This window comes from Vibrio sp. FE10 (genome assembly GCF_030297155.1).
Lineage (GTDB): Bacteria > Pseudomonadota > Gammaproteobacteria > Enterobacterales > Vibrionaceae > Vibrio > Vibrio apostichopi.
In genome coordinates this window covers 112,426-134,831 of sequence record NZ_AP028067.1, presented here as the reverse complement: position 1 = coordinate 134,831, position 22,406 = coordinate 112,426, and the positions used below count along the sequence as shown (strand labels likewise).

The 22,406-nt window shown below is 46.0% G+C and carries 20 protein-coding genes; 6 read left to right on the top strand and 14 right to left on the bottom strand.

Going from position 1 to position 22,406, the window contains the following annotated elements:
* Positions 1–12: 12 nt before the first annotated feature.
* The 10 genes from gspL to gspC all read right to left on the bottom strand — a co-directional run bounded on the left by gspL (position 13) and on the right by gspC (position 10,316).
* A complete protein-coding gene (gene gspL, locus QUF19_RS00595; RefSeq protein WP_286295341.1) occupies positions 13–1,242 on the bottom strand; it encodes a type II secretion system protein GspL in 1,230 nt (409 codons plus the stop codon).
* Positions 1,211–2,260, bottom strand: coding sequence for a type II secretion system minor pseudopilin GspK (gene gspK, locus QUF19_RS00590; protein ID WP_286295340.1), 1,050 nt, complete (start codon positions 2,258–2,260; stop codon positions 1,211–1,213). Before gspK ends, gspL begins: the two co-directional genes overlap by 32 nt.
* Positions 2,244–3,011 carry a type II secretion system minor pseudopilin GspJ gene (gspJ, locus tag QUF19_RS00585; protein WP_286298793.1) on the bottom strand — a complete coding sequence of 256 codons (768 nt, stop codon included), beginning with the start codon at positions 3,009–3,011 and terminating at the stop codon, positions 2,244–2,246. The genes gspK and gspJ overlap by 17 nt, the downstream gene beginning before the upstream one ends.
* A 4-nt stretch (positions 3,012–3,015) precedes the next feature.
* Entirely contained in the window at positions 3,016–3,390 is a 375-nt protein-coding gene (gene gspI / locus QUF19_RS00580) for a type II secretion system minor pseudopilin GspI (protein WP_065106060.1), read from the bottom strand.
* Complete coding sequence (gene gspH, locus QUF19_RS00575; RefSeq protein ID WP_102343936.1) at positions 3,377–3,970, bottom strand: type II secretion system minor pseudopilin GspH; 594 nt, start codon at positions 3,968–3,970, stop codon at positions 3,377–3,379. The genes gspI and gspH overlap by 14 nt, the downstream gene beginning before the upstream one ends.
* Positions 3,971–4,070: 100 nt before the next feature.
* Positions 4,071–4,514 carry a type II secretion system major pseudopilin GspG gene (gene gspG / locus QUF19_RS00570; RefSeq protein ID WP_004735601.1) on the bottom strand — a complete coding sequence of 148 codons (444 nt, stop codon included), beginning with the start codon at positions 4,512–4,514 and terminating at the stop codon, positions 4,071–4,073.
* Between the two features lie 88 nt (positions 4,515–4,602).
* Positions 4,603–5,823, bottom strand: a complete 1,221-nt coding sequence (gene gspF / locus QUF19_RS00565; RefSeq protein WP_061023680.1) for a type II secretion system inner membrane protein GspF — start codon at positions 5,821–5,823, stop codon at positions 4,603–4,605.
* A 1-nt stretch (position 5,824) separates the two neighbouring features.
* A complete protein-coding gene (gspE, locus tag QUF19_RS00560) occupies positions 5,825–7,327 on the bottom strand; it encodes a type II secretion system ATPase GspE (RefSeq protein WP_286295338.1) in 1,503 nt (500 codons plus the stop codon).
* On the bottom strand, positions 7,327–9,351 hold the full coding sequence (gene gspD, locus QUF19_RS00555) for a type II secretion system secretin GspD (protein WP_286295337.1): 2,025 nt from the start codon (positions 9,349–9,351) through the stop codon (positions 7,327–7,329). Before gspD ends, gspE begins: the two co-directional genes overlap by 1 nt.
* Before the next feature lie 41 nt (positions 9,352–9,392).
* The gene (gene gspC, locus QUF19_RS00550; RefSeq protein ID WP_286295336.1) at positions 9,393–10,316 is read right to left on the bottom strand and encodes a type II secretion system protein GspC; all 924 of its coding nucleotides are present in this window, start codon (positions 10,314–10,316) and stop codon (positions 9,393–9,395) included.
* Positions 10,317–10,603: 287 nt separating this feature from the next.
* Here gspC and hslR point away from each other — a divergent pair, with 287 nt between their 5' ends.
* The 4 genes from hslR to QUF19_RS00530 all read left to right on the top strand — a co-directional run bounded on the left by hslR (position 10,604) and on the right by QUF19_RS00530 (position 15,995).
* On the top strand, positions 10,604–10,990 hold the full coding sequence (gene hslR / locus QUF19_RS00545) for a ribosome-associated heat shock protein Hsp15 (protein ID WP_004735595.1): 387 nt from the start codon (positions 10,604–10,606) through the stop codon (positions 10,988–10,990).
* An 18-nt stretch (positions 10,991–11,008) separates the two neighbouring features.
* Positions 11,009–11,902 carry an Hsp33 family molecular chaperone HslO gene (gene hslO / locus QUF19_RS00540; RefSeq protein WP_286295335.1) on the top strand — a complete coding sequence of 298 codons (894 nt, stop codon included), beginning with the start codon at positions 11,009–11,011 and terminating at the stop codon, positions 11,900–11,902.
* 337 nt (positions 11,903–12,239) lie between these two features.
* A complete protein-coding gene (pckA, locus tag QUF19_RS00535) occupies positions 12,240–13,865 on the top strand; it encodes a phosphoenolpyruvate carboxykinase (ATP) (protein ID WP_009848030.1) in 1,626 nt (541 codons plus the stop codon).
* 153 nt (positions 13,866–14,018) lie between these two features.
* The gene (locus QUF19_RS00530) at positions 14,019–15,995 is read left to right on the top strand and encodes an AsmA family protein (protein ID WP_286295334.1); all 1,977 of its coding nucleotides are present in this window, start codon (positions 14,019–14,021) and stop codon (positions 15,993–15,995) included.
* A gap of 49 nt (positions 15,996–16,044) precedes the next feature.
* On the opposite strand, the gene QUF19_RS00525 is transcribed toward QUF19_RS00530, so the two are convergent.
* The 3 genes from QUF19_RS00525 to QUF19_RS00515 are packed head-to-tail and all read right to left on the bottom strand — an operon-like array spanning position 16,045 to position 18,344.
* Positions 16,045–16,980: a bifunctional GNAT family N-acetyltransferase/hotdog fold thioesterase gene (locus tag QUF19_RS00525; RefSeq protein ID WP_102437875.1), complete on the bottom strand. Its 936-nt coding sequence runs from the start codon at positions 16,978–16,980 to the stop codon at positions 16,045–16,047.
* Positions 16,981–16,996: 16 nt separating this feature from the next.
* Positions 16,997–17,431 carry a D-aminoacyl-tRNA deacylase gene (dtd, locus tag QUF19_RS00520; RefSeq protein WP_285953018.1) on the bottom strand — a complete coding sequence of 145 codons (435 nt, stop codon included), beginning with the start codon at positions 17,429–17,431 and terminating at the stop codon, positions 16,997–16,999.
* A complete protein-coding gene (locus QUF19_RS00515; RefSeq protein WP_286295331.1) occupies positions 17,403–18,344 on the bottom strand; it encodes a virulence factor BrkB family protein in 942 nt (313 codons plus the stop codon). Before QUF19_RS00515 ends, dtd begins: the two co-directional genes overlap by 29 nt.
* Before the next feature lie 205 nt (positions 18,345–18,549).
* Here QUF19_RS00515 and QUF19_RS00510 point away from each other — a divergent pair, with 205 nt between their 5' ends.
* Together QUF19_RS00510 and QUF19_RS00505 are read left to right on the top strand one after the other, a co-directional pair.
* Entirely contained in the window at positions 18,550–19,191 is a 642-nt protein-coding gene (locus QUF19_RS00510; RefSeq protein ID WP_017107901.1) for a DUF2959 domain-containing protein, read from the top strand.
* A gap of 20 nt (positions 19,192–19,211) precedes the next feature.
* On the top strand, positions 19,212–19,742 hold the full coding sequence (locus QUF19_RS00505; RefSeq protein ID WP_102437871.1) for an AAA family ATPase: 531 nt from the start codon (positions 19,212–19,214) through the stop codon (positions 19,740–19,742).
* Between the two features lie 569 nt (positions 19,743–20,311).
* Here QUF19_RS00505 and typA read toward each other — a convergent pair.
* A complete protein-coding gene (gene typA, locus QUF19_RS00500) occupies positions 20,312–22,144 on the bottom strand; it encodes a translational GTPase TypA (protein ID WP_102437869.1) in 1,833 nt (610 codons plus the stop codon).
* Positions 22,145–22,406: the final 262 nt, after the last annotated feature.

Sequence of the window (22,406 nt, the reverse complement as noted above, 5' to 3'; positions counted from 1 at the left end):
TCCTTACGCAGGTTATTGATGGGGTTTAAGAGTAAAGCTGCCAAATACGGCATCGCCATTACGGTTCAATGGCCCTTGCTCAACGACAAACTTCTCTTCGAGTTTCACCCTTGCGGTCTCAAAGTGTTGGAAGTCAGAGCTTTTAGCCTGAAGTCGAACCTCAGAACGGTTGCCATCATAACGAATGCTTTCAACTTCGATCGATTTCACTTGGCCTAAGGTTTCTGGCAATAGCGCTAGCCATCCGAGTAAGGAGTCACCCTCGCCTGAGCCACCGTATTTCTTAGCTTCATCATTCATCTGACGCTTAAGGTAGCTTACTGTCGGAATTCGTTGTTTACCTGGCAGCACAGCTCTAAAAATACGTTCACTCTCAGCTCTGTAAGCTTCGGCTTGCGCTTCATACTGCTGAACCTTCAACACTTGTTGAGTCACAATCACGGCCACCAGCAAACAAGCAGCAATCGCCACTTTCTGCCAAACACGCCAATATTTACTGAATGAAGATTTGGTTTTAAAGGTGCCAGTCAGTAAATTTACGCTGCTTATGATCGCTTGCTGACTCAATAAAGACATCACCAATTCCGCAGGCTTAGCCTGCCACTCCACACCACTTTGCTGCTGAACGTCGTCGCTCGGCATCGCGGTGTAGCTGAAAATTGTCGTCGCTTGATCTTCCTCACCAGCGACAACCCAGTCACTTTGCAGGAACATCGGTAACCATGCTTCGCCGATCGATACCGCTTGATAGTTTCCTTGGCGCAGTAGCCAATGCTGGTTTATCTGCAACGCACTGATACCTTGTTCTTCAAAAGGTACAGCGAGTGTATCTGGCAGCACCTTACGGAAGACAATATTGGCTTCACGAAACTGCTCTAAAGCCTGTTTTAGCCATTCACGATCGACACCACACACGGTAGCGTGACTCGCGTCTTTATCTAAAATGGTCAGATGTAAGTCTTCGATATCTTGTGCCACTTCGTCTTCTAACAAAAACGGCAGCATAGAGTCGAACTGGCGAGCAGCACCTTTCGGGATCTCAACACGCTTAATTAAGCATTCATTTCCCGGCAATAAAGCGATACAGCTGCGCTTTTCAGCGTAAGGCGTTAGCTCATCGAGCTGTTCCCAGCTAGACAGTTCGCCACTTGCTATCACTTCTTGTTGGCTTGTCGACCAAACTAACCACGGCACAGGGCTTTGTGGTTCGCTACTCAGTCGAACGGTCAGAAACTCGCTCACTGATTCCTCCAAAACGACGGCGTACTACCGTCACTGTTTCTCGATTACTACTATAGAAAAGCGTCCGTATTCGTACACGTGACTGCTCAACTAATACCTCTGCATCTAGCTCAAAATAGGCGCTATCTACAGTTAAATATGCTTTCGCTTTTTTGCTGACTTCGGCACTCACGCCAACAATAGCAGGTTCAGCCATAAATGCGTCGACCGTATCCCAACCATCGAATGGGCGCTTGTCTATCAGCTGTTTGGCATCCGATTCACTCAAGCCTGGAGCAAACATCGCTTCCAATAAAGGGGCTTGTTTTTCCGTCAGTGTATTCACATTCAATCGGAAATCATCAGTGGGTAGCGCACAAACAAATGGGCGAACCTTATTCATCACCTCACCAGTGACCTGATAAACCGCTCGTAACTCGGATTCATCCGCCATTAAGCCATTCGCCGCCAGATAAGATGGCTTCATCGCTTCATAGGTGCTGTCTTCTACGCCAGACGAAGAGGTAGTGCGGGTATCACTATCAACAAACTCCCAGCTGGAATTTGCGATAACCTCAGCTTGATAAGGCTCAACGTCTTGGTTTTCCAATAAGGTTTGCCAAACCGTGATTAAATAAGGTGTCTGGTTACTTGAAGTCGTTGTTACGCCAGCCAAGGCATTGAGATTAAAACACGCCTGAGCGTCAACGATTCGACCTGAGACTTGCCCATAATCCAATGGGTACACCTGCTCCTCTAACGCCCATGGTTGGCTTAGGTTCACGGTATCACTGTCTTTGTAGCTTTGCCTAATGCCGTCTTGTACAAGCGCTTCCACACCAATGCTATACCAGTAGGCCTGTTGGTAATTCAATTGATTACCAACCCGCTTGAATTGGGTAAATAAACGTTCAGACATGCTGCCAGCAATGGTGGCCATGATCGCCAATAGCATCAAAATAATGATCAGTGCGACACCACGCTGTTTGCGTCCCAAGGCTGACCTTGTTGCTATACGCTTGTTAGTTCGATGAGTCATTATTCCCCTCACTACTGCCTGAAGAGTCATTACTTGAAGCATCATCGGCCTGCTCTAGGGTGCCACCTGGAGTGAGATAAACACGCTCTATCTCACCATAGTCTTTCAGTGTCAGCTTGAGCCTCACCGCTTTCGGCAGGGACTTATCGGTTTGCCACTCTTTACCCCAGCGACTCCCGTCATAAAACTCAATTTCAAAGCTTTCGACATCATCAAGCAAAGGGGTAATCACACCTTCTTGGCCTGCAGGCGTATCTGGGTAACGCCACCATACACGCTCAAGTGTTTCTTCTTTGATGCGGTAGCCAACTTTCGTGACTTCACCGCGAGGAAACTGCTGTTGTGGGTTGTGCCAACCTAGGCGAGTAAACATGATCCCAACGCTGTCGGAATCCAGTAAATACTCTTTCATTAAGATCAGCTTAGATGATGCTTCTTCACCATTGGTACGAAATTTTCGCACCGCCATCTGGCGAAAATCATTATCTAAAATAACCAAACTACGTTGCAGTTGATTCAAACGGGCACTGCGCTCGATTGAGAGCTCGTTGCTTCGCTGTACCTGATTAACCACCTGATAAGCCGCCATGCTTAGCGTGGCAAAGATAGCAATCGAGACCAAGACTTCAATTAGGGTAAAGCCTCTCCCTTTTGAAGATAGACCTTGTTTACGCGGCGTACGCTTATTTGCCGACATGCTTTTAGTTAACGAGCTGTTCTTAATTAACAACATGCTCTTAGTTGACCACATTCTCTTAATTAACCACATAACTGCGCACCGTAACGACTGGAGACGCTTTCTTGCTGGTTGCCGCACTCACATCAAACGCCTTTAATAAATTATCGCTGGTATCGATGGGAGTCACCTTCCAGAACCATTCTCTTCCCGCTAACTCTTGCGTGCCCTGTGCTTTTTTAAGCTTCTCAGGATGCAGCATCACTAAGGCCATTTGATTATCAACGACCATTGCTGCGAAGGTTTTTTCTTCTAGATAGCTGAGTGTATTAATGTGCTGGGTGACAGCACGAATCACACTGATCGCCGCCGTAGCGAAGATAGCGAGCGCAACCAATACTTCAAGCAGAGTCATTCCTCGAGAACGATAAGGAGAACGGTTATTCCTCTTCATCTTCTTCTCCCGGCTCTAGCAATCGAATCACACCATTATCTAACACTCGAATACGCCAGCCATCTTGCACGGTATCACCGGTATTTGGGTAGAAAGAAAGCGTAAACGGTGTCGTTTCAGCACTCGACAAGATGTAGATCTGTGGTGGCTTTGGCTTCTTTTCCTCTTCAAGATCCGCAAACATATCTTCATCAAATAAGCTTCCCGGATTAAAAAGGCGATCGTCGTCTTCCCACGCACCACCACCGAGTGTTAGCGTCAGTGCGAGGTCTTCTGGTAATTCAGTTGAAGAAGGGATCTTTTCGAACTCAGTTTCTTGCCAACCATCAGACTTCAAAGTCATCAAAACGTAGGTCGATTTCTTTTCATCAACACGAACACCAAAATCTAAGCCACTCAAAATAGCCTCTTCATTGAGTAGCTGAATTCGCTGATAAAAGCTTTGAGCGTATTTTTTAGCAACATCTTTGCTATTGGTAGGGATGGTCGAGATCACCGCGACCGCCGTTACTGACAGTAGTACCAACACCAAAAGAATCTCAATCAAGGTGAAACCTGGCTGTGTTTGCTTAGTTTTCACCTTGTAGACTCCATCTGTTTACGTCCAACCATCAATAACGTATCAACTAACACGAACTGTTCAACCAACAGGAACTTATCAAGCGACAATAAACCGAAGCTTATTGGAAATCTTGCATGTTCCAGTTACCGATATCCGCAGCGATACCTTCACCACCTTCTTGGCCATCAGCACCAAGCGTAAAGATATCGATAGTACCGTTATCACCTGGGCTTAGGTATTGGTACTCATTGCCCCATGGGTCGTTAGGCAGACGCTTAATGTAGCCACCGTCACGGTAGTTACGAGGCTCTGGGCTGCTTGGCTTTGTTACCAATCCATCAAGGCCTTGATCCGTTGTTGGGTAAACGCTGTTATCCAACTTATACATGTCTAACGCGTTTTCTAACGCCACGATATCAGTAATGGCTTTTTGTTGATCTGCTTTCTCTTTGTTGCCCAAAAGGTTAGGTACAACAAAGCTTGCTAAAACACCAAGGATAACGACAACAACCATGACTTCTAATAGGGTAAAGCCTGACTGTTTTTTCATTTTATTTTTCATTATTTTCTCCAAATTGCAGATAGCGAGTTAAGGGAAATGATGTCCTTCTTCTCGATAATCCAAAAACTAACGTCTGATGAGCAGTACGTTAACCACTCATTAAATTGTTCATTTCAAGCATTGGCATCAGCGTCGCCATCACGATAAACAGCACTAAGCCTGCCATCAACGCGATAAGGGCTGGGGTAAAGATACCTAGGGCGATATTAACCGTCGACTCAAAGCTTTGGTCTTGGTTGTCTGCCGCTCTTGTCAGCATCTGTTCCAACTGACCACTCTGCTCACCACTGGCGATCATATGCAGCATCATCGGTGGAAAAAGTTTGGTTTGATCCAACGCTTTACGCAGGCTTGCCCCTTCTCTAACACTATCTGAAGCTTGTAACACTTGCTGTTTCACATGATGATTCGACATAACATCAACCGCGACCTTCATCCCTTCAAGGATTGGAATCGCACTCGATGTACAGATAGAGAGTGTGCGTGCAAAACGAGAGGTATTGATCCCTTTCGCTATCTTGCCGATCAGCGGGATACTCAATAGTTTGCGATCCCAACTCATACGAACGCCCGGTTTTTTCAGCGCGGTCTTCACAACAACAATCACACCCAGGGTCAACAACAGTAATTGGATACCCCAATTCTGAATAAATTCACTCGATGCTAATAAAAATTGTGTCGATTGAGGAAGTTCTTGGCCCATCTGAATAATCGGCTCAACGATCTTAGGCACGACAGTGGCGAGCAAGAAAGAGACTATCGTCACCGCAAACACCACCAGCACGATTGGGTAGATCATCGCTTGCAGCAGCTTAGAGCGCATTTTCTGACGATTCTCAGCGTAGTCAGCCAGTCGTTCCAATACCGCATCTAAGTGGCCAGATTTCTCACCAGCTGCGACCATGGCTCTAAACAGCTCATCGAAGATATGAGGAAAATCAGACAGACTGTCCGCTAACGAATAACCTTCCGTCACCTTAGAGCGAACCGCCAACAACATGGTTCGAATACGTGGCTTTTCAGATTGCTCCGCTACCGCTTTCAAACACTCTTCTAGCGGCATTCCAGATTGGACTAGCGTTGATATCTGACGCGTAATCAAAGCCAAGTCAGGTGTACTAATGCCGCGTTTAAAGCTGGTCGATGGCTGAGCACCTTTCGCTGTTTTTGCTTTAGCCTCGGTCATCTCAACTGGCATCAAGCCAAGCTCTTTTATTCTTTGGCGAGCCTGACGAGCATTATCGGCTTCAATAGAGCCTTTTTTACTCTTGCCTTTGGCATCCAACGCTTTGTATTCAAATGCCGCCATACTAGACTTCCTTGGTCACACGCATCACTTCTTCTAGGGACGTTACCCCTTTCAGAACTTTGCTCAAGCCATCATCACGAATACTTGGGGTTGTGCCACGAATTGCCTTCTCAATCGCCTGTTCTCCAGACTCACTGTGAATCAACTCTTGTACCGAATCATCAATCATCAATAGTTCATGAATACCGGTACGACCTCGATAACCCTTATGGCCACACTCTTCACAACCTTTGGCATGGTAAAGCGTCAGGCTTTCTTTCTTCTTCAACCCAAACAGTTTCTTCTGCTCTTTATCGGCTTCATAAGGTTCTTTACATTCGTTACATAAGGTACGAACCAGGCGCTGAGCCAAAACACCGAGCAGTGAAGAAGAGATCAAGAAAGGTTCAATGCCCATATCACGCAGACGTGTAATCGCACCGACGGCAGTATTGGTATGCAGAGTCGACATAACTAAATGACCTGTCAAAGAGGCTTGGACAGCGATCTCTGCGGTTTCCAAGTCACGGATCTCACCAATCATAACCACATCAGGATCTTGACGAAGAATGGCACGTAAGCCTCGCGCAAAGGTCATATCAACCTTAGGGTTCACTTGTGTTTGACCAATGCCATCGATATCGAATTCGATTGGGTCTTCAACGGTTAAAATGTTTCGTTCATTACTGTTGAGTTCTTGCAGACCAGCGTACAAGGTCGTCGATTTACCTGAACCTGTCGGGCCGGTCACCAAGATAATACCGTGTGGACGCTGAATCAGCTTACGGAAGTTTTCATGGTTTTCTGCTGTCATACCTAAACTGTGCAAGTCTAGACGAGTGGCGTTTTTGTCCAACAGACGCATTACCACACGCTCACCGTGCGAAGAAGGCATGGTTGAAACACGAACATCAACCGCTCGACCACCGATACGCAGAGAGATACGGCCATCTTGTGGCACGCGTTTTTCTGCAATATCCAGTTTAGCCATAACCTTGACACGTGAAACCAACAGCGGAGCCAGTTTGCGGCTTGGTGCAAGAACATCACGTAATACGCCATCAATACGGAAGCGGATAGACAATGACTTCTCGAAGGTTTCGATATGAATATCCGAAGCACCCTCTTTGATCGCCTCACCCAGCATCGCATTGATCAACTTGATGATTGGTGCATCGTCTTCCGATTCAAGCAAGTCTTCATCTTGAGGCAGTTCCTCCGCTAGAGAGAAAAAGTCGTCGTTGTCGGCACCAATGTCTTCCATTAGCTGACGAGCTTCCGACGAATCGCGCTGGTACGCATCCGTCAGTTTTTTATCAAATTCGTCTGCACCGATCGCTTGTGGCGTGAAGCCATTTTTCACAACACGGCTTACTTCAATGATCGCCGCCGATTTCAGTGGCTCAACATAATAAAGTATCGGCGCGCGCTCTGGATGTTGATACTCCAACACCATCTTGTAGCGATTCGCAAAGCTAAACGGCAAGCGCTGATAAGTACTTGCCGCCCCTACCAATTCAGCCATTATTCTTGTTCCATTTGATCGATGAAGGCTTGGATCTCAGCCGGGTGATTCATGTCGGCACCAAATTTAGGTAATACCGGGATGTTATCGTCATCCATCAGTTTCAGGCCCTGCTCTGACTTATACAGCTGCTCAGCACGGATGAAGTTGTATTTACGCTGGGTGATACCATCAGCTGTCATACCATCACGAATAATCGTTGGCTTGATGAAGACCATTAGGTTCTTTTTCTCAACCTGAGTACTGGTTGATTTGAACAGGTGCCCAAGTACAGGGATATCACCTAAGAATGGGACCTTAGATTCACTTTCCAGCGCTCGCTCGTCAATCAGACCACCCAACACCAGCATTTGACCATCTTGAACAATCACTGACGTATTTAGCTGACGCTTAGCAAAACGAACATCTACTGCCCCGTTTGCACCTAATACGTTCGATACTTCTTGTTCTATTTGCAGTTGAACCGAGTCGCCTTCATTGATTTGTGGCACTACTTTCAGCTTGATACCCACTTCTTTACGTTCAACCGTTTGGAATGGATTATCGTTACTTGAACCTGCTGTAGAACCAGTAAGAACAGGCACCTCTTCACCCACAATGAATGAAGCCTCGCCGTTATCCATCACGGTAATACTCGGAGAAGATAGGATGTTAGAGTTTGAATCGGTTGCTACCGCACTGATCAACGCTGTCCAGTCGCCCATAACGACACTCATTGCAGCGCCATTAACGCCAGAAAGCGCAGAAGCTAGAGTTGAATAGTCACCCTTTTCGGTAGTGGTCTCATTACGCTGGAAGTTACCATCAGAGTCATATACCGCGGTGGTCGTTTCAGTATCTTTGGCTTCTTCCAAACCAACCATGACACCACCAATCGATGCACCTGTGTTGCCGTACTGAATCACAGCACCAGTATCAAGGTTACCCCATTGCACACCAAGGTTAATGCCGTCACCTTCTGCCATCTCGACGATCAAGGCTTCAATCAATACTTGAGCACGACGAATATCCAGCTGTGCAATCACATCTTGCAGCGCATTCATGATGTCTGGCTGGGCAGTGATCACCAAAGAGTTGGTATCACTGTGTGCTGAGATCATCACTTGGTTGCGTTGAGATGAGCTGCCTTTGGTTGATGTCTGCTTCTCTGATTGCAGGTTGTCCGATACGCCTTTCAGTACATCGACTAAGTCTTCTGCTTTGGCGTATTTAAGGTAAATTACTTGGTTGTTGCCCTTAGTTGCCATTTCAACATCAAGCTGTTCAATCAGCCTTCTTAAACGGCTACGTACCTTAGGATCGCCTGAGATAAGAATCGCATTGGTACGCTCATCGGCAACCAATTTAGGTTGTAGAAATGCAGGTGTGTTTTTCGCATCGGTGGTTTTGCTTAATGCATCGACAATACGCACCATTTCTGCCGCAGAAGCGTTCTTTAGCTCAACGACTTCGATCTCTTTATCACCCGCTTGGTCAACACGCTTGATGATCTCGGCTAAACGATTTACAACGGCTGCGCGGCCAGTAATTAGAATGATATTGGCAGGGTCGTAATGCACAACGTTACCCGCACCTGCATTGTCATTCAGCTGGCGAAGCAAAGGAGAAAGTTCACGTACTGAAACATTGCGAACGGTCACTACACGTGTGACAACATTGTCACCATTGATCGTGTCACCGTCTCCAACGACTGGAATTGCCGACGTTTTAGAATCTTTCGCTTTGATGATCTTAAGAACACCCGAGTCCATTTCGACCACCGCGTAGCCGTAAACCTCTAATACGTTTAAGAAGAAGCTGTAATATTGCTCTTCATTGAGCACATCGTAACTACGAACATCAATTTTCCCGCGCACCGAAGGGTCAACGATGATCGTCTTCTCTAAGTTGCGGCCAACAATATTAATAAACTCTTGAATGTCAGTGCCCTTAAAGCTGGCACTAAAATCACTCGCGATGGCTGCGGGTGTGCAGATTAAGCTTCCTGCCAATAACCATGCACTTTTCTTAAACCAATGCTTCACGTACTTCTCCTACACTTTCGTCCTTCGTTAGACGCAAAGTTTTAAAATTCAATAAACACTTCATGTTGTTGACCATCTCTCTCGACCACCAGATTTAGCTCTGTCAGTTCTGAGATGGAACGGAATATGTTGCCCATAGCAGCAGGGTCTGTCAGGTCTTGTCCATTTAACTGAGTGGCAATATCTCCGTTTTGGAGCCCAACAGAGTTAAAAAGTTCTGAATCTTTGCCAGGGCTCACACGATAACCAATCACTTTATCATCGCGCTTCACCTGAGACAGTCGAACATATTGGAAGATTTGTTGCGGATCTTTCATTATCTTCGCTTTAATTTCATCAAGCTTCTCTTCTGCAGAAGCGGGGTTGTTGCCACGCACAGAAGAAGAGGCGCGAGGTGGCGCAGGTTCTGAAACGGCCAAACGCTTGTACTCAATGCCTTCAAGCATCAAGGTTTCATCTCGACCTGAGTTATCAATAATCACGCGATCGACTAATACCGCTTTTAACTTAGCTCGCGTGCCTTCAATCTCTTCATTAATGCCGTAGGTTGCTTGTGTGCCGCGATTCGCAATCACAGCTAAGCTTAATTTGGGGTTAGAGCTGGCAACCGCACCCACTAAAACCAGATTCAATCGTGTCTTTGGTGCGTCTTGGATAACTTGTTGCTCAACCACAGGAGCCGTGGTTGGGTTATAGGCACCAAAAAGGTTGCTCTGCTGCAAAGAGGAGATATCAAGAGTCGATTGAGGAGCAGAAGACGATGAAGCGGTTGCTTTCCAAGGTACGACTGTTTGCTCGGCAGGTTCGATAAACCATGCAAGCTGTCCTAAAATCCATGCAGAAGCTGCAATCAACACACAACACGTAGCTAGACTCAGTTTCTGCTGAAGTACAAATCCATTCTCTAATAAGCGGCTCAACACAGGAGAATTTCCTACGCTATTTTTGAGCTCTAAAAAGTTCACTTTCCTTGCCCCTTTTCATGACGACAAACGCTGCAAATCATTAAACTTTCAGCTTTTTTATTCATTCGTTCGATACCGAGCTTATTTAAGCATAAGATCCTGAACTATATCATAGCAAATCTATAAATCGGCATAACATGGCTATTTTGTAATATGACTTGAAAAAAATGCCACCCGCCTCCACTTAAAGCTTCTACTTAATGTGAAAATCATCATCAAAAACATGTTGCGCACTGTTCATTACAGTTAAACCGCATTCATTTCTAACTGAAAAGGCACTGTCCTATATGAAAACGACTAATGAAGCTGTCAGACTCGATAAATGGTTGTGGGCAGCACGCTTTTATAAGACTCGCTCAATTGCTCGCAACATGGTCGATGGTGGCAAAGTCCACTATAATGGTCAGCGCAGCAAACCCAGCAAAATCGTAGAACTTGGTGCAGTAATTACTCTGCGCCAAGGTAATGAAGAAAAGACGGTCACCATAGAGAAAATATCCGCACACCGTGGCGGAGCGCCAGTCGCTCAAACACTCTATGAAGAAACCACCGAAAGCTTGGCAAAAAGAGAAGAATTTGCACAACAGCGCAAGCTCAATGCTCATAGCCCAGCACCAGAACGTCGCCCAGACAAAAAGCAACGTCGTGACATCATCAAGTTCAAGACTCAATAAGCTAGAAGGAATAGCCAAATGGCAGACCCAATGTCTACAAGTAATGTTTTAAATCGCTACCTATTTGAAGACCTATCAGTACGTGGTGAATTGGTACAAATGGACGAAGCGTACCAACAGATTATTTCTAGCAAGGAATACCCAGCGCCAGTACAAAAGCTGTTGGGTGAGCTACTGGTTTCAACGACGCTACTAACGGCGACTCTAAAGTTTGAAGGCTCTATCACGATGCAACTGCAAGGTGATGGCCCAGTATCTCTCGCTGTTATTAATGGCGATAACGATCAGAAGATCCGTGGTGTTGCTCGCTTTGACGGTGACATTGCTGACGACGCTGGCCTGCACGATCTGATGGGTAAAGGCCACCTAGTGATCACTATCGATCCTAAAAAAGGTGAACGTTACCAAGGTATCGTTGGTCTTGAAGGTGACACGCTTGCTGAAGTACTTGAAGGTTACTTCGCAAACTCTGAACAGCTAAAGACTCGTCTATGGCTACGCACGGGCGAACATGAAAGCAAAGCACACGCTGCTGGTATGCTGCTGCAGGTTATGCCTGACGGTACCGGTACGCCAGATGACTTCGAACACCTAGAACAGTTAACTGACACCGTAAAAAATGAAGAGTTGTTCTCTCTAGAAGCAAATGACCTGTTGTACCGTCTATACAACCAAGAGAAGGTTCAGGTATTTACCCCACAACCGGTTGAGTTCTTCTGTGGTTGTTCTCGTCAACGCAGCGGTGCGGCTATCATTACTGTTGCTCAAGAAGAGATCTACGACATCATCAGCACTGAAGGAAGTGTGGCTCTTCATTGTGATTACTGTGGCACAAACTACTCTTTTGATAAGAACGACGTTGACGCTCTGTACGCAGAAGCAGCAGATAAAGGCGACAATACGGTTCATTAATTTACAGCGTACCAAAAACACGTAATTTACCCCACAAAGGTCAGCGCTCAGCTGGCCTTTTTTGTGATCAAAATAGCGCAAACTCCGTAACATCTCGTAATAAAATCACCGCTTAATTTTAATCAATTAATAATGTTCTCGCCCCTAGCGCAAAGGTTTGCGTACAGGATAGACTAGTTAGGCCAATATGTGACGAGACGCTTAAAACCCCAAGATTAATATGGATACTTTTTGAGCTGTATCCCTGTTTCCCCAGAGTCTCGTTGCTAGCATGGTGAGCAGATAACAATAAAAAATTAATACAAAATCCCTACAAAATATCCTACAAGGAGCACCTATGACCGTTATGGAACATACTAAGGCTGCACAAATTGATCTAACTAAGCACGGACTGACTGGCGTTACTGAAGTTCTTCGTAATCCTAGCTACGAGCAGTTATTCGTTGAAGAGACACTGCCAGGTTTGGAAGGCTACGAAAAAGGCGTAGTAACGGAACTAGGCTCTGTTGCGGTTGACACTGGTATCTTTACTGGCCGCTCACCAAAAGATAAATACATCGTTAAAGATGACACTACACGCGATACCATGTGGTGGTCAGATCAAGGCAAAAATGACAACAAACCAATTACAACTGAAGTGTGGGATGAGCTGAAAGAGCTTGTGACAACTCAGCTATCTGGCAAGCGCCTGTTTGTCATTGACGGTTACTGTGGTGCTAACCCTGATACGCGCTTAAGTGTACGTATTATCACTGAAGTAGCGTGGCAAGCGCACTTCGTTAAGAACATGTTCATTCGTCCAACTGACGAAGAGCTAGCAACGTTCGAACCTGATTTCGTGGTAATGAACGGTGCTAAAACAACGAACCCTAACTGGGAAAAACAGGGTCTAAACTCTGAAAACTTCGTTGCTTTCAACCTAACAGAGCGCGTTCAAATCATCGGTGGTACTTGGTACGGCGGTGAGATGAAGAAAGGCATGTTCGCAATGATGAACTACCTTCTTCCTCTGCAAGGCATTGCTTCAATGCACTGTAGTGCTAACGTTGGTGAAGAAGGCGATGTAGCGATATTCTTCGGCCTATCTGGTACCGGTAAAACAACCCTATCAACGGATCCTAAGCGTGAGCTAATAGGTGATGATGAGCACGGTTGGGACGATGATGGCATCTTCAACTTTGAAGGTGGTTGTTACGCGAAGACGATTCGTCTATCTAAAGAAGCGGAACCAGAAATCTACAATGCAATCCGTCGTGATGCGCTGCTAGAAAACGTAACGGTTCGTGGCGATGGTTCTATCGATTTTGATGACGGTTCTAAAACAGAGAACACTCGTGTTTCTTACCCGATTCACCACATCGACAACATCGTTAAGCCAGTATCAAAAGCCGGTCATGCTCAAAAAGTTATCTTCCTAACAGCAGATGCATTTGGTGTTCTACCACCAGTATCTAAGCTGACTCCGGAGCAAACTAAATACCACTTCCTATCTGGCTTCACTGCTAAGCTAGCAGGTACAGAGCGTGGTATTACTGAACCAACACCAACGTTCTCTGCGGCATTTGGTGCGGCATTCCTAACTCTTCACCCAACTCAGTACGCTGAAGTGCTTGTGAAGCGCATGGAAGCGGCTGGCGCTGAAGCTTACCTAGTGAACACTGGTTGGAATGGCACAGGCAAACGTATCTCGATCCAAGATACTCGTGGCATCATCGACGCTATCCTAGATGGCTCAATCGACCAAGCCGAAACTAAGGTTATCCCGATGTTTAACCTAGAAGTACCGCTAGCGTTGCACGATGTTGACCCTGCGATTCTTGACCCACGCGATACGTACACTGACCCACTACAATGGGAAAGCAAAGCGAAAGATCTAGCGGAACGCTTCATCAACAACTTTGATAAGTACACAGACAACGCTGAAGGTAAGTCGCTGGTTGCCGCTGGTCCTCAACTCGACTAATCCACCATCTGCTCGGGCTTAGCCAAAAGCGAACGCCCAATTTAAAATGATATTTTTGTAGCAAGCCCCTCTTTTGAGGGGCTTTTTTGTTGATGCTTGACCCTTTTTGTTCCACTCTGTTTTGAGACAATTGAAATTTAAGGCTTTCAGGGAATGAAAAAGGTATTCATGGTGTTCGGCATTGTGTTGGCTATCGCCGTTGCAACTATCGCAGCGTTGCTATTAAGCCTGCAGACGCAATACCGTGCGGATGTTGCTAACTTTTTTATCAAGCATACGATTGAACAACCTGTACTCATTGAGGATGTTGAGTATCAGGCGCCTTATCACATCACTTTAATGGGCATTACCCTGCCTCAAGCCCAACCAGAAAAGCAGCCACCTCTGTACGTCGACAAGATCGATATCTGGTTCAGTCCTTACTCTGTAACAGAAGCCCAATTAGTGTTGGATTCTGTTTTGATCAGCGGCCTGCAACTGGATACCAATAACCTAAAGATTCTCGATCCCTTGTTCGCGCAGCAACATATCAAGCTCCACCAGCTCGCTCTTCATGACTTAGACTTTTCAACACCAGACTTTAATGCGCGTGGCATCGACCTGCAGATCTCCGATCCCACCTGGGATAACCACAGCTCAATACTGCCCTACGGAAAAACACAACTCACTGCCGCACAACTCTATTGGCAAGATGAAGCCTTTGACAACTTATTGATTGATCTCGATCTAAAGCCCAATGACAGCACTCTTTATGGCGCTTCATTTGAATGGCGAGGGGCTAAGATTTCTGGGCAAGCGGAACAGTATCAGCAAGGTTGGTCGCTGGTGAATGTAACCGCTGACGGCTTAAGGCTCGATCAACAACAAACCCAAAACCTATTAAGCAAAAATTGGAACGTAAAAGGCATCCAAATAAACCACATCAACAGTTTAGATATCTTGCGTAGCGATGTGGAATGGAAAAATGGCCACTTAGCTGGCTTCGATGCTTCATTAGAAAATGTTCAGTTACCGTTTCAGCTGTGGCAGCAGCAACAAGCCACCTTTTCCCTACAAGCAGAGGGCGTCACCATTGATGATGACTTGTTCGTCGACCCGAGTATCCAACTAAGCCTCCAGCCTGAGCAGATCCTGATTGAGGATTTCTATACCCAATGGCGACAAGGCAGCATCCAAATGAACGGGGTGGTAACACCAAGCTCAGTTGAACTCGCGCAGCTTGATGTTCAGGGCATAAAATGGATTACTGAAAGCCAAGATGAAAATCTACCGGTCACTCGCTTAATCCCTTGGCTTACACAGCTACAGCAAGCCTCTATTCATCGACTAAACATAGAGCGTAGCCAACTCATCCAACTTGCAAAAAAACCTTACTGGCAGGTTTCAGGGCTTCATGTCGAGGGGCATCAGGTTCAATTGCTGCAAGATAGAAAGCTAGGGTTGTGGCAAGGCAAGTTAATGGCCAGCGCCAATGATGCCAGCTACCAGAATATTCTCAGCGCTCAGCCTGTGGTTGAAATGAATAGCGATCAAGGCAAATGGACACTGACACGCCTGTTTATGCCGCTAAAGCATGGCTATGTTGAAGCGAATGCAACGCTCGACTTTAACCAAGTAAGTAAACCGTGGAGCCTAGACATCTCTGCTGACGGGTTACCTATATCACCCATGTTACAGCAGCTTGAGTTACCACTGGATGCGACAGGCTATGGTGAATTCGAACTTCAAGCCGCAGGTTTGTACGGCGATTCGCTGATGCTGGGCTACTCAACCACAGGTCAACTCAAGGGCAGCGTGCGCCAAGGCGTGATGACCTTTAACGACACGCTGTCTGAAACATCAACCGATAACGTGTTTGAGATCCCTGAGCTCAACGCGAATTTTGACCGTGGCCGCTTTACTCTCAAACCAATGCACATTATTGGTGCATCGGCAGAAGAGGAAGGTTCGCAGAGGGTTCAAACACTGAATGGTGAGGTCTCGGGCGAACTCGATTTGCTAGAACAAGAGCAGCACTCGCTCTCCATTACCCTTTCCGACCCATGCCACCAAATTTCAGGAAAGCTCGACCAAGTTGAATATTCTGAGATTAACGACTGCCAACAAAAAAGCGCCGCTCCTGAGGAGTAGCGCTTTCAAAATTTATCTTCAGCTCTTACAAAATGAGTGGTGCGGTTAGCTACTCACTCACATTCGAATCTGTTGATAGTATCTTTTTGTAATCAGGGATCAGCATATAGGTTCCCGTAAACTCTACCGCTTCCACGTCGCCACTGTGAATGGTTACGTGAATGATGATACGAGCCTTTCTGCCAGAGGCAAGACGATCTAAGTCTCCACTGATCCCATCCAATGAGGTCGATGCGACTGGGTTTTGTTCTACCGGGTGACGGTAACGAATATTACTATCCGCCAACACGATGTCACCGGTCAGGCCGCGTTCTTTCATCAGTAGCCAAGTCATGCCCCAGCCCGTTAAGGTCGCTAGAGTGAAGGCAGAGCCTGCAAACATGGTGTTATGAGGGTTCAAATTGGGATTCAACTGAGCACTACACTCAAACTGATAACCGGTGTATTGGTTAATCTTAATGCCCATCTTGTCACTGATCGGGATCTGGTGTTCCCAACGCTGCTGAAGCTCGTTACACCAATCAGGTTTACGCAATACGTCAGCCATTGGGTCAAGGTGCTTAACCATCTGCTGGTGACGTACAGGGCCGCGTTGATCGTTAATCTCACCACGACGTTCAAAGTCATTCTTCTCGTAGAACGAGATCGCATCTTCACGCGCATTACACACCAAGCGCTTTGCGCCCTCTTGGCGAGCCAATGATTCAAGCGCAACGAGAATCAACGAACCCATACCTTTACTGCGGCGAGAATTCTTAACCGCCATGTAGCGGATCTGACCTTCTAGATCTGGGGTGATATAAAGACGTCCAATCGCCATCGGGCGACCTCGACCATCGACTATCATGCGATGGTGACTCATGGCGTCATATTCATCGCGCTCAGAGCCTACCGGCATTCGCCAAGGCTCACGGAGCATCTGCCAACGAAAATGGTAATACTTGTTCAGTTGATTTTCGGTGGTTGGGGTTATGAGTTTAAACATGCTTATTCCTTTAAGCCTAAACTTGTAGCCAGAATGTCACTGGACCATCATTAACTAACGACACTTTCATGTCGGCTGCAAATCGGCCACGTTCTGTTGGCAATACTGATTCACATTGGTCAGAGAAATAGTTGTAAAGACGCTCAGCATCTTCAGGGTGAGCACCACGAGAAAAGCCCGCTCGCGTGCCTTTCTTCGTATCGGCAGGCAGAGTGAATTGAGACACCACTAAGACCTTACCTTCAACCTGCTTCACATTGAGGTTCATTTTATCGTCCTCATCTCCAAAGACACGATAAGTGGTCACTCGTTCCATCAAACGTTTGGCTTTGGTTTCGTCATCACCTTTTTCTACGCCTAATAGAACCAATAAGCCTTGCTCAATCTCACCCACTACTTCGCCATCAACACGGACGGCAGCTTCACTTACTCTCTGGATCAGTGCTATCACTGTTGTTTCCTTGCTCTGTAATTTTGTCGTTATCCGTTGAGTGTACCATTTCTTGCGGGTCACTCCACTGTTCGTGCTCACCAAGGGCAGCGGTTACCTCTGCACCCACTAGCACGATCAACCAACACAAATACACCCAGACAAAAAGAATCGGAATCGCCGCTAATGCGCCATAAATCAACTGGTAAGAAGGGAATTGTGTAATGTAGGCTGCAAAGCCTTTCTTACTGAGTTCGAACAACAGAGCTGCAACCAGAGAGCCCGCAGCTGCATGAGAAAAGTGTATCTTTTTGTTGGGAACCAACAGGTACAAACCGAAGAACGCGAAGAAAGAGAGAATCAAAGGGAGTTTGCGGATCACGGTATTAAAGGCACCAGACACCACTTCATTTTGTAGCAGACTTAGCGATGTTACATACGAAGTCGCAGCAATGCTCGCGCCCACCAAAATAGGCCCAAGCGTCAGCACCATCCAGTACATAGAGAAAGACAACACCGCACGTCGCTTCTCATTAACACGCCAGATGTAGTTGAGGTTCTTATCGATATTGGAGATCAGCATCAGTGCTGCAATGAATAAGAACACACTACCCACCGCCGTCATTTTTCCGGTATTGGCAACGAACTCTAACAAAGCACCGTGTACTGCATCCCCTGACGCTGGAACAAAGTTGGTAATGACGAAGTTTTGAATCACGATACCGACATCAGCAAAGATGGAGAATGACGACAAGATAGAGAGCAGAACCGTCAACATCGGTACGATCGAGAGCAAGGTAATGTACGCCAAATAGCCCGCATTCACGTTGACCCTATCGTGCGTCATTCGCGCCAAAAGATAGCGAGAAAACTGAACACTGAGTGTGGCGACCTTTTTTATCTTCAACTTGTAACTCCCTTGTAACTCGTTCATAGTCCTAATTAATATTCCGTTGTATTAATCACAGTAAGTAAATGTTCAAAAATAGCGTAGGAAAAAGGCTTGAGAACAAGGAAGAGTTTTTCGATAAGTAGTCATTCTACAATCAAAAATTCTAACGCCGTTATCGAGCATTTTAACAAGCTAGGTTGAGCAGTTATTTACTACGATTGATATTATTTAACTATAGGAAACTAGGATGCCTTATTTAATAGTTATAGTCCTCTCTATTTTTACTCTTACTGGATGCCAGTCAGCTTATTACTCCGCCATGGAGCAAGTGGGTTACCACAAGCGTGACATTATGGTCGACAGAGTAGAAGACGCGAAAGAGTCGCAACAGGATGCTCAGGAAGAGTTTACCAGCGCACTTGAAGCCTTGAGTAGCCTGACTAACTTCAGTGGTGGCGACCTTGAAGACATGTACAACAAGATTAATGATAAATACCAAGACAGCGAGAAAGCGGCTCAAAATGTCAGTGACCGCATTGCTGCGATTGAAGATGTGTCCGATGCGTTGTTTGAAGAGTGGCAGGGTGAGTTAGATCTCTACACCAGCGATTCACTGCGTCGTTCAAGTGAGAAGAAGCTGCGTGAAACCAAATCGTCTTACCAGACTATGCTTTCAGCGATGAAACGGGCCGAGAAGAAAATGGATCCGGTACTCAACACTCTTCGCGACAACACGCTTTATCTTAAGCATAACCTCAATGCGAGTGCCGTTGGTTCGTTGCAGGGTGAGTTTATGAGCTTAGAAAAAGACATCGCTTACGCGATAGAACAGATGAATGCGGCGATAGCAGAATCGGATAAATTCTTAGCTCAACTGAACCAGAAGTAGATCTACAGAGAAACAACACGATGCAGCCAATCATTATTACTGGCGGTCCCGGAGCCGGAAAAACAACGCTGATTAATGCCTTGGCTGACATGGGTTACCCGACCTTCGCGGAATCTTCTCGACAGTTAATTGAACAGCAGAGTCAACTGGCCGATGGCATCCTACCTTGGTTAGACCTTCCGGGCTTTGCTCGCCTGTGTCTGACCGTCATGAGCGAGCAAAAGGAACAGGCTAACCAGCATCCGATTGCGTTTCTCGATCGTGCTATCCCAGATATCTGCGGTTACTTAGCTCAGGCGAACCTCGATATTGATGAGAACTACCGAGAAGCGAGTAAAGGCTATCACTCTCAAGCCCTATTCTGCCGCCCTGAAGCTTCTATCTATGTTCAAGATGAAGTGCGCCCCTACCCGTTTGAAGAAGCATTAGAGATTCACCACGCGTTAGTTAGAATCTATCAAGAGCTTGGCTATGAGATTGTCGAGGTTCCATTTATGTCAGTCGAAAAACGGGTTCTATTTGTTAAAAGCCACTTAGGTATCAAAAGCTAGCTCCCCAACTCGGTCGTCCCTCCCTATTGATGATCACGAATACTTGAACGCTCTTCGTATCTCGCATCTCGTTTACTCGAATCTAAACAAACCACCGTCATTCCCTACAGCGAGGAACGAGCGTGATAGGGAATCTCTTATATGCCGTAAAAGAAAGATTCCAGATATCTCGTCCCTCGATTCTGGAATGACGACTCGATGAGTAGAAATGGATGAAAGAGAACAGGTATCGAAGATCTCACCTTCTTAGTATCTGGCTATATCCAATCTAAACACGCTCTTCGAATCTCGCATCTCGTTAACTCGAATCTAAACAAACCCACAGTCATTCCCTACAGCGAGGAACGAGCGTGATAGGGAATCTCTTGGACGCCTTAAAAGAAAGATTACAGATATTTCGTCCCTCGATTCTTGAATGACGACTCGATGCATAGATATGGAACATGCTCTTCGTATCTCGCATCTCGTTTACCCGTATCTATGCTAACGCCACATAAAACAAAAGCCCCGAGCAGCTAGGCTACTCGGGGCTTTCTTATCTACTTAGCTAGAAGCTAGTCAGCTGGCAATTAAGCCTTAGCTGGACGTGCTGCACGCTTACGTTCGTTTTCAGTAAGAAGCTTCTTACGGATACGTACGTTTAGTGGCGTTACTTCTACTAGTTCATCTTCATCGATAAACTCAAGAGCTTGCTCTAGAGTGTGCTTGATCGGTGGAGAAAGAACTTGTGCTTCATCAGTACCAGATGCACGAACGTTCGTTAGTTGCTTACCTTTTAGACAGTTTACTGTCAGGTCGTTTGAACGGTTGTGAATACCGATTACTTGACCTTCATAAACTTCATCAGCGTGCTCTGTGAATAGACGACCACGAGCTTGAAGGAAGAATAGAGCGTAAGTAAGAGCTTTACCCGTTGCGTTCGAGATTAGAACACCGTTGTTACGTTGACCAATGATACCGCCTTTGTAAGGACCGTAGTGATCAAACGAGTGGTAAATAAGACCAGAACCAGACGTCATTGTAAGGAATTCAGTTTGGAAACCGATAAGACCACGAGAAGGCATCATGAAGTCCATGCGAACACGGCCTTTACCATCTGGTGCCATATCTGTTAGCTCACCCTTACGTAGACCGATGCTTTCCATGATCGCACCTTGGTGCTCTTCAACTACATCGATAGTAACCGTTTCGAACGGTTCCATTTTCTGACCATCTTCTTCTTTGATGATTACTTCTGGACGAGATACTGCTAGCTCGAAGCCTTCACGACGCATGTTTTCGATCAGGATAGAAAGGTGAAGCTCACCACGGCCTGATACGCGGAAACGGTCTGGACTTTCAGTTTCTTCAACACGTAGTGCAACGTTATGAACCAATTCTTTTTCAAGACGCTCAAGGATGTTACGTGAAGTTACAAACTTACCTTCTTTACCCGCGAACGGAGAAGTGTTTACTTGGAAAGTCATTGTTACTGTTGGTTCATCAACAGATAGAGGTTCCATTGCTTCAACATTGTTTACGTCACAGATAGTGTCTGAAATTTTCAGCTCACCAAGACCAGTGATTGCAATGATGTCGCCAGCGTTAGCTTGTTCTACTTCGTGACGCTCAAGACCTAGGTAACCAAGTACAGTACCTACTTTACCGTTACGTTTCTTGCCTTCAGCATTCACGATAGTTACTTGTTGGTTTGGCTTAACCGAACCACGAGTAACACGAGCAACACCGATAACACCTACGTAAGAGCTGTAATCAAGTTGCGAAATTTGCATTTGTAGAGGACCGTCAAGGTCAACTGCAGGAGCGTCTACTGTATCAACAACAGCTTGGAACAGTGGTTCCATGTCTGTGCCAACTTCGCCTTCTTCCATTGTTGCCCAACCGTTTAGAGCTGAAGCGTAAACAACAGTAAAGTCTAGTTGCTCATCAGTAGCACCTAGGTTGTCGAAAAGGTCGAATACTTGATCCATAACCCAATCAGGACGAGCACCAGGACGGTCAATCTTGTTGATAACAACGATTGGCTTAAGGCCGTGTGCGAATGCTTTTTGCGTTACGAAACGAGTTTGAGGCATTGGGCCGTCAACTGCATCTACGATCAGAAGAACTGAATCAACCATAGACATGATACGCTCAACTTCACCGCCGAAGTCCGCGTGTCCCGGAGTATCTACGATGTTGATGCGGTAATCATTCCAGTTGATTGCTGTGTTCTTAGCAAGGATTGTAATGCCACGCTCTTTTTCGATGTCATTCGAATCCATGACACGCTCTTCAGCTTCACCACGAGACTCAAGAGTGCCTGACTGTTGTAGCAGTTTATCAACCAAAGTCGTTTTACCGTGGTCAACGTGCGCGATGATCGCGATATTTCTTAACTTATCAATCTGTGGAGTAGACATGGATTCTCGATTCACTCATAAAAGGTAGCCGTCAATTATCTCAATTGTTTGGATAATAACCGCTAGCTTGATTTAAAAAACGGTCAATAATATACCAGATTTTAGAAAAAAACCCAGAAATATGTGATCTGAACCAAGGCTTTTTTCTCTATTAGCGATTCATATTCGCTTAACATCGATTCAATACAGTATAGAACAGCTAAATTCGTACGATTTTTAAAATCATTGCGCGCTAACTTCGAGCCAAATCTACCCCGAAAAA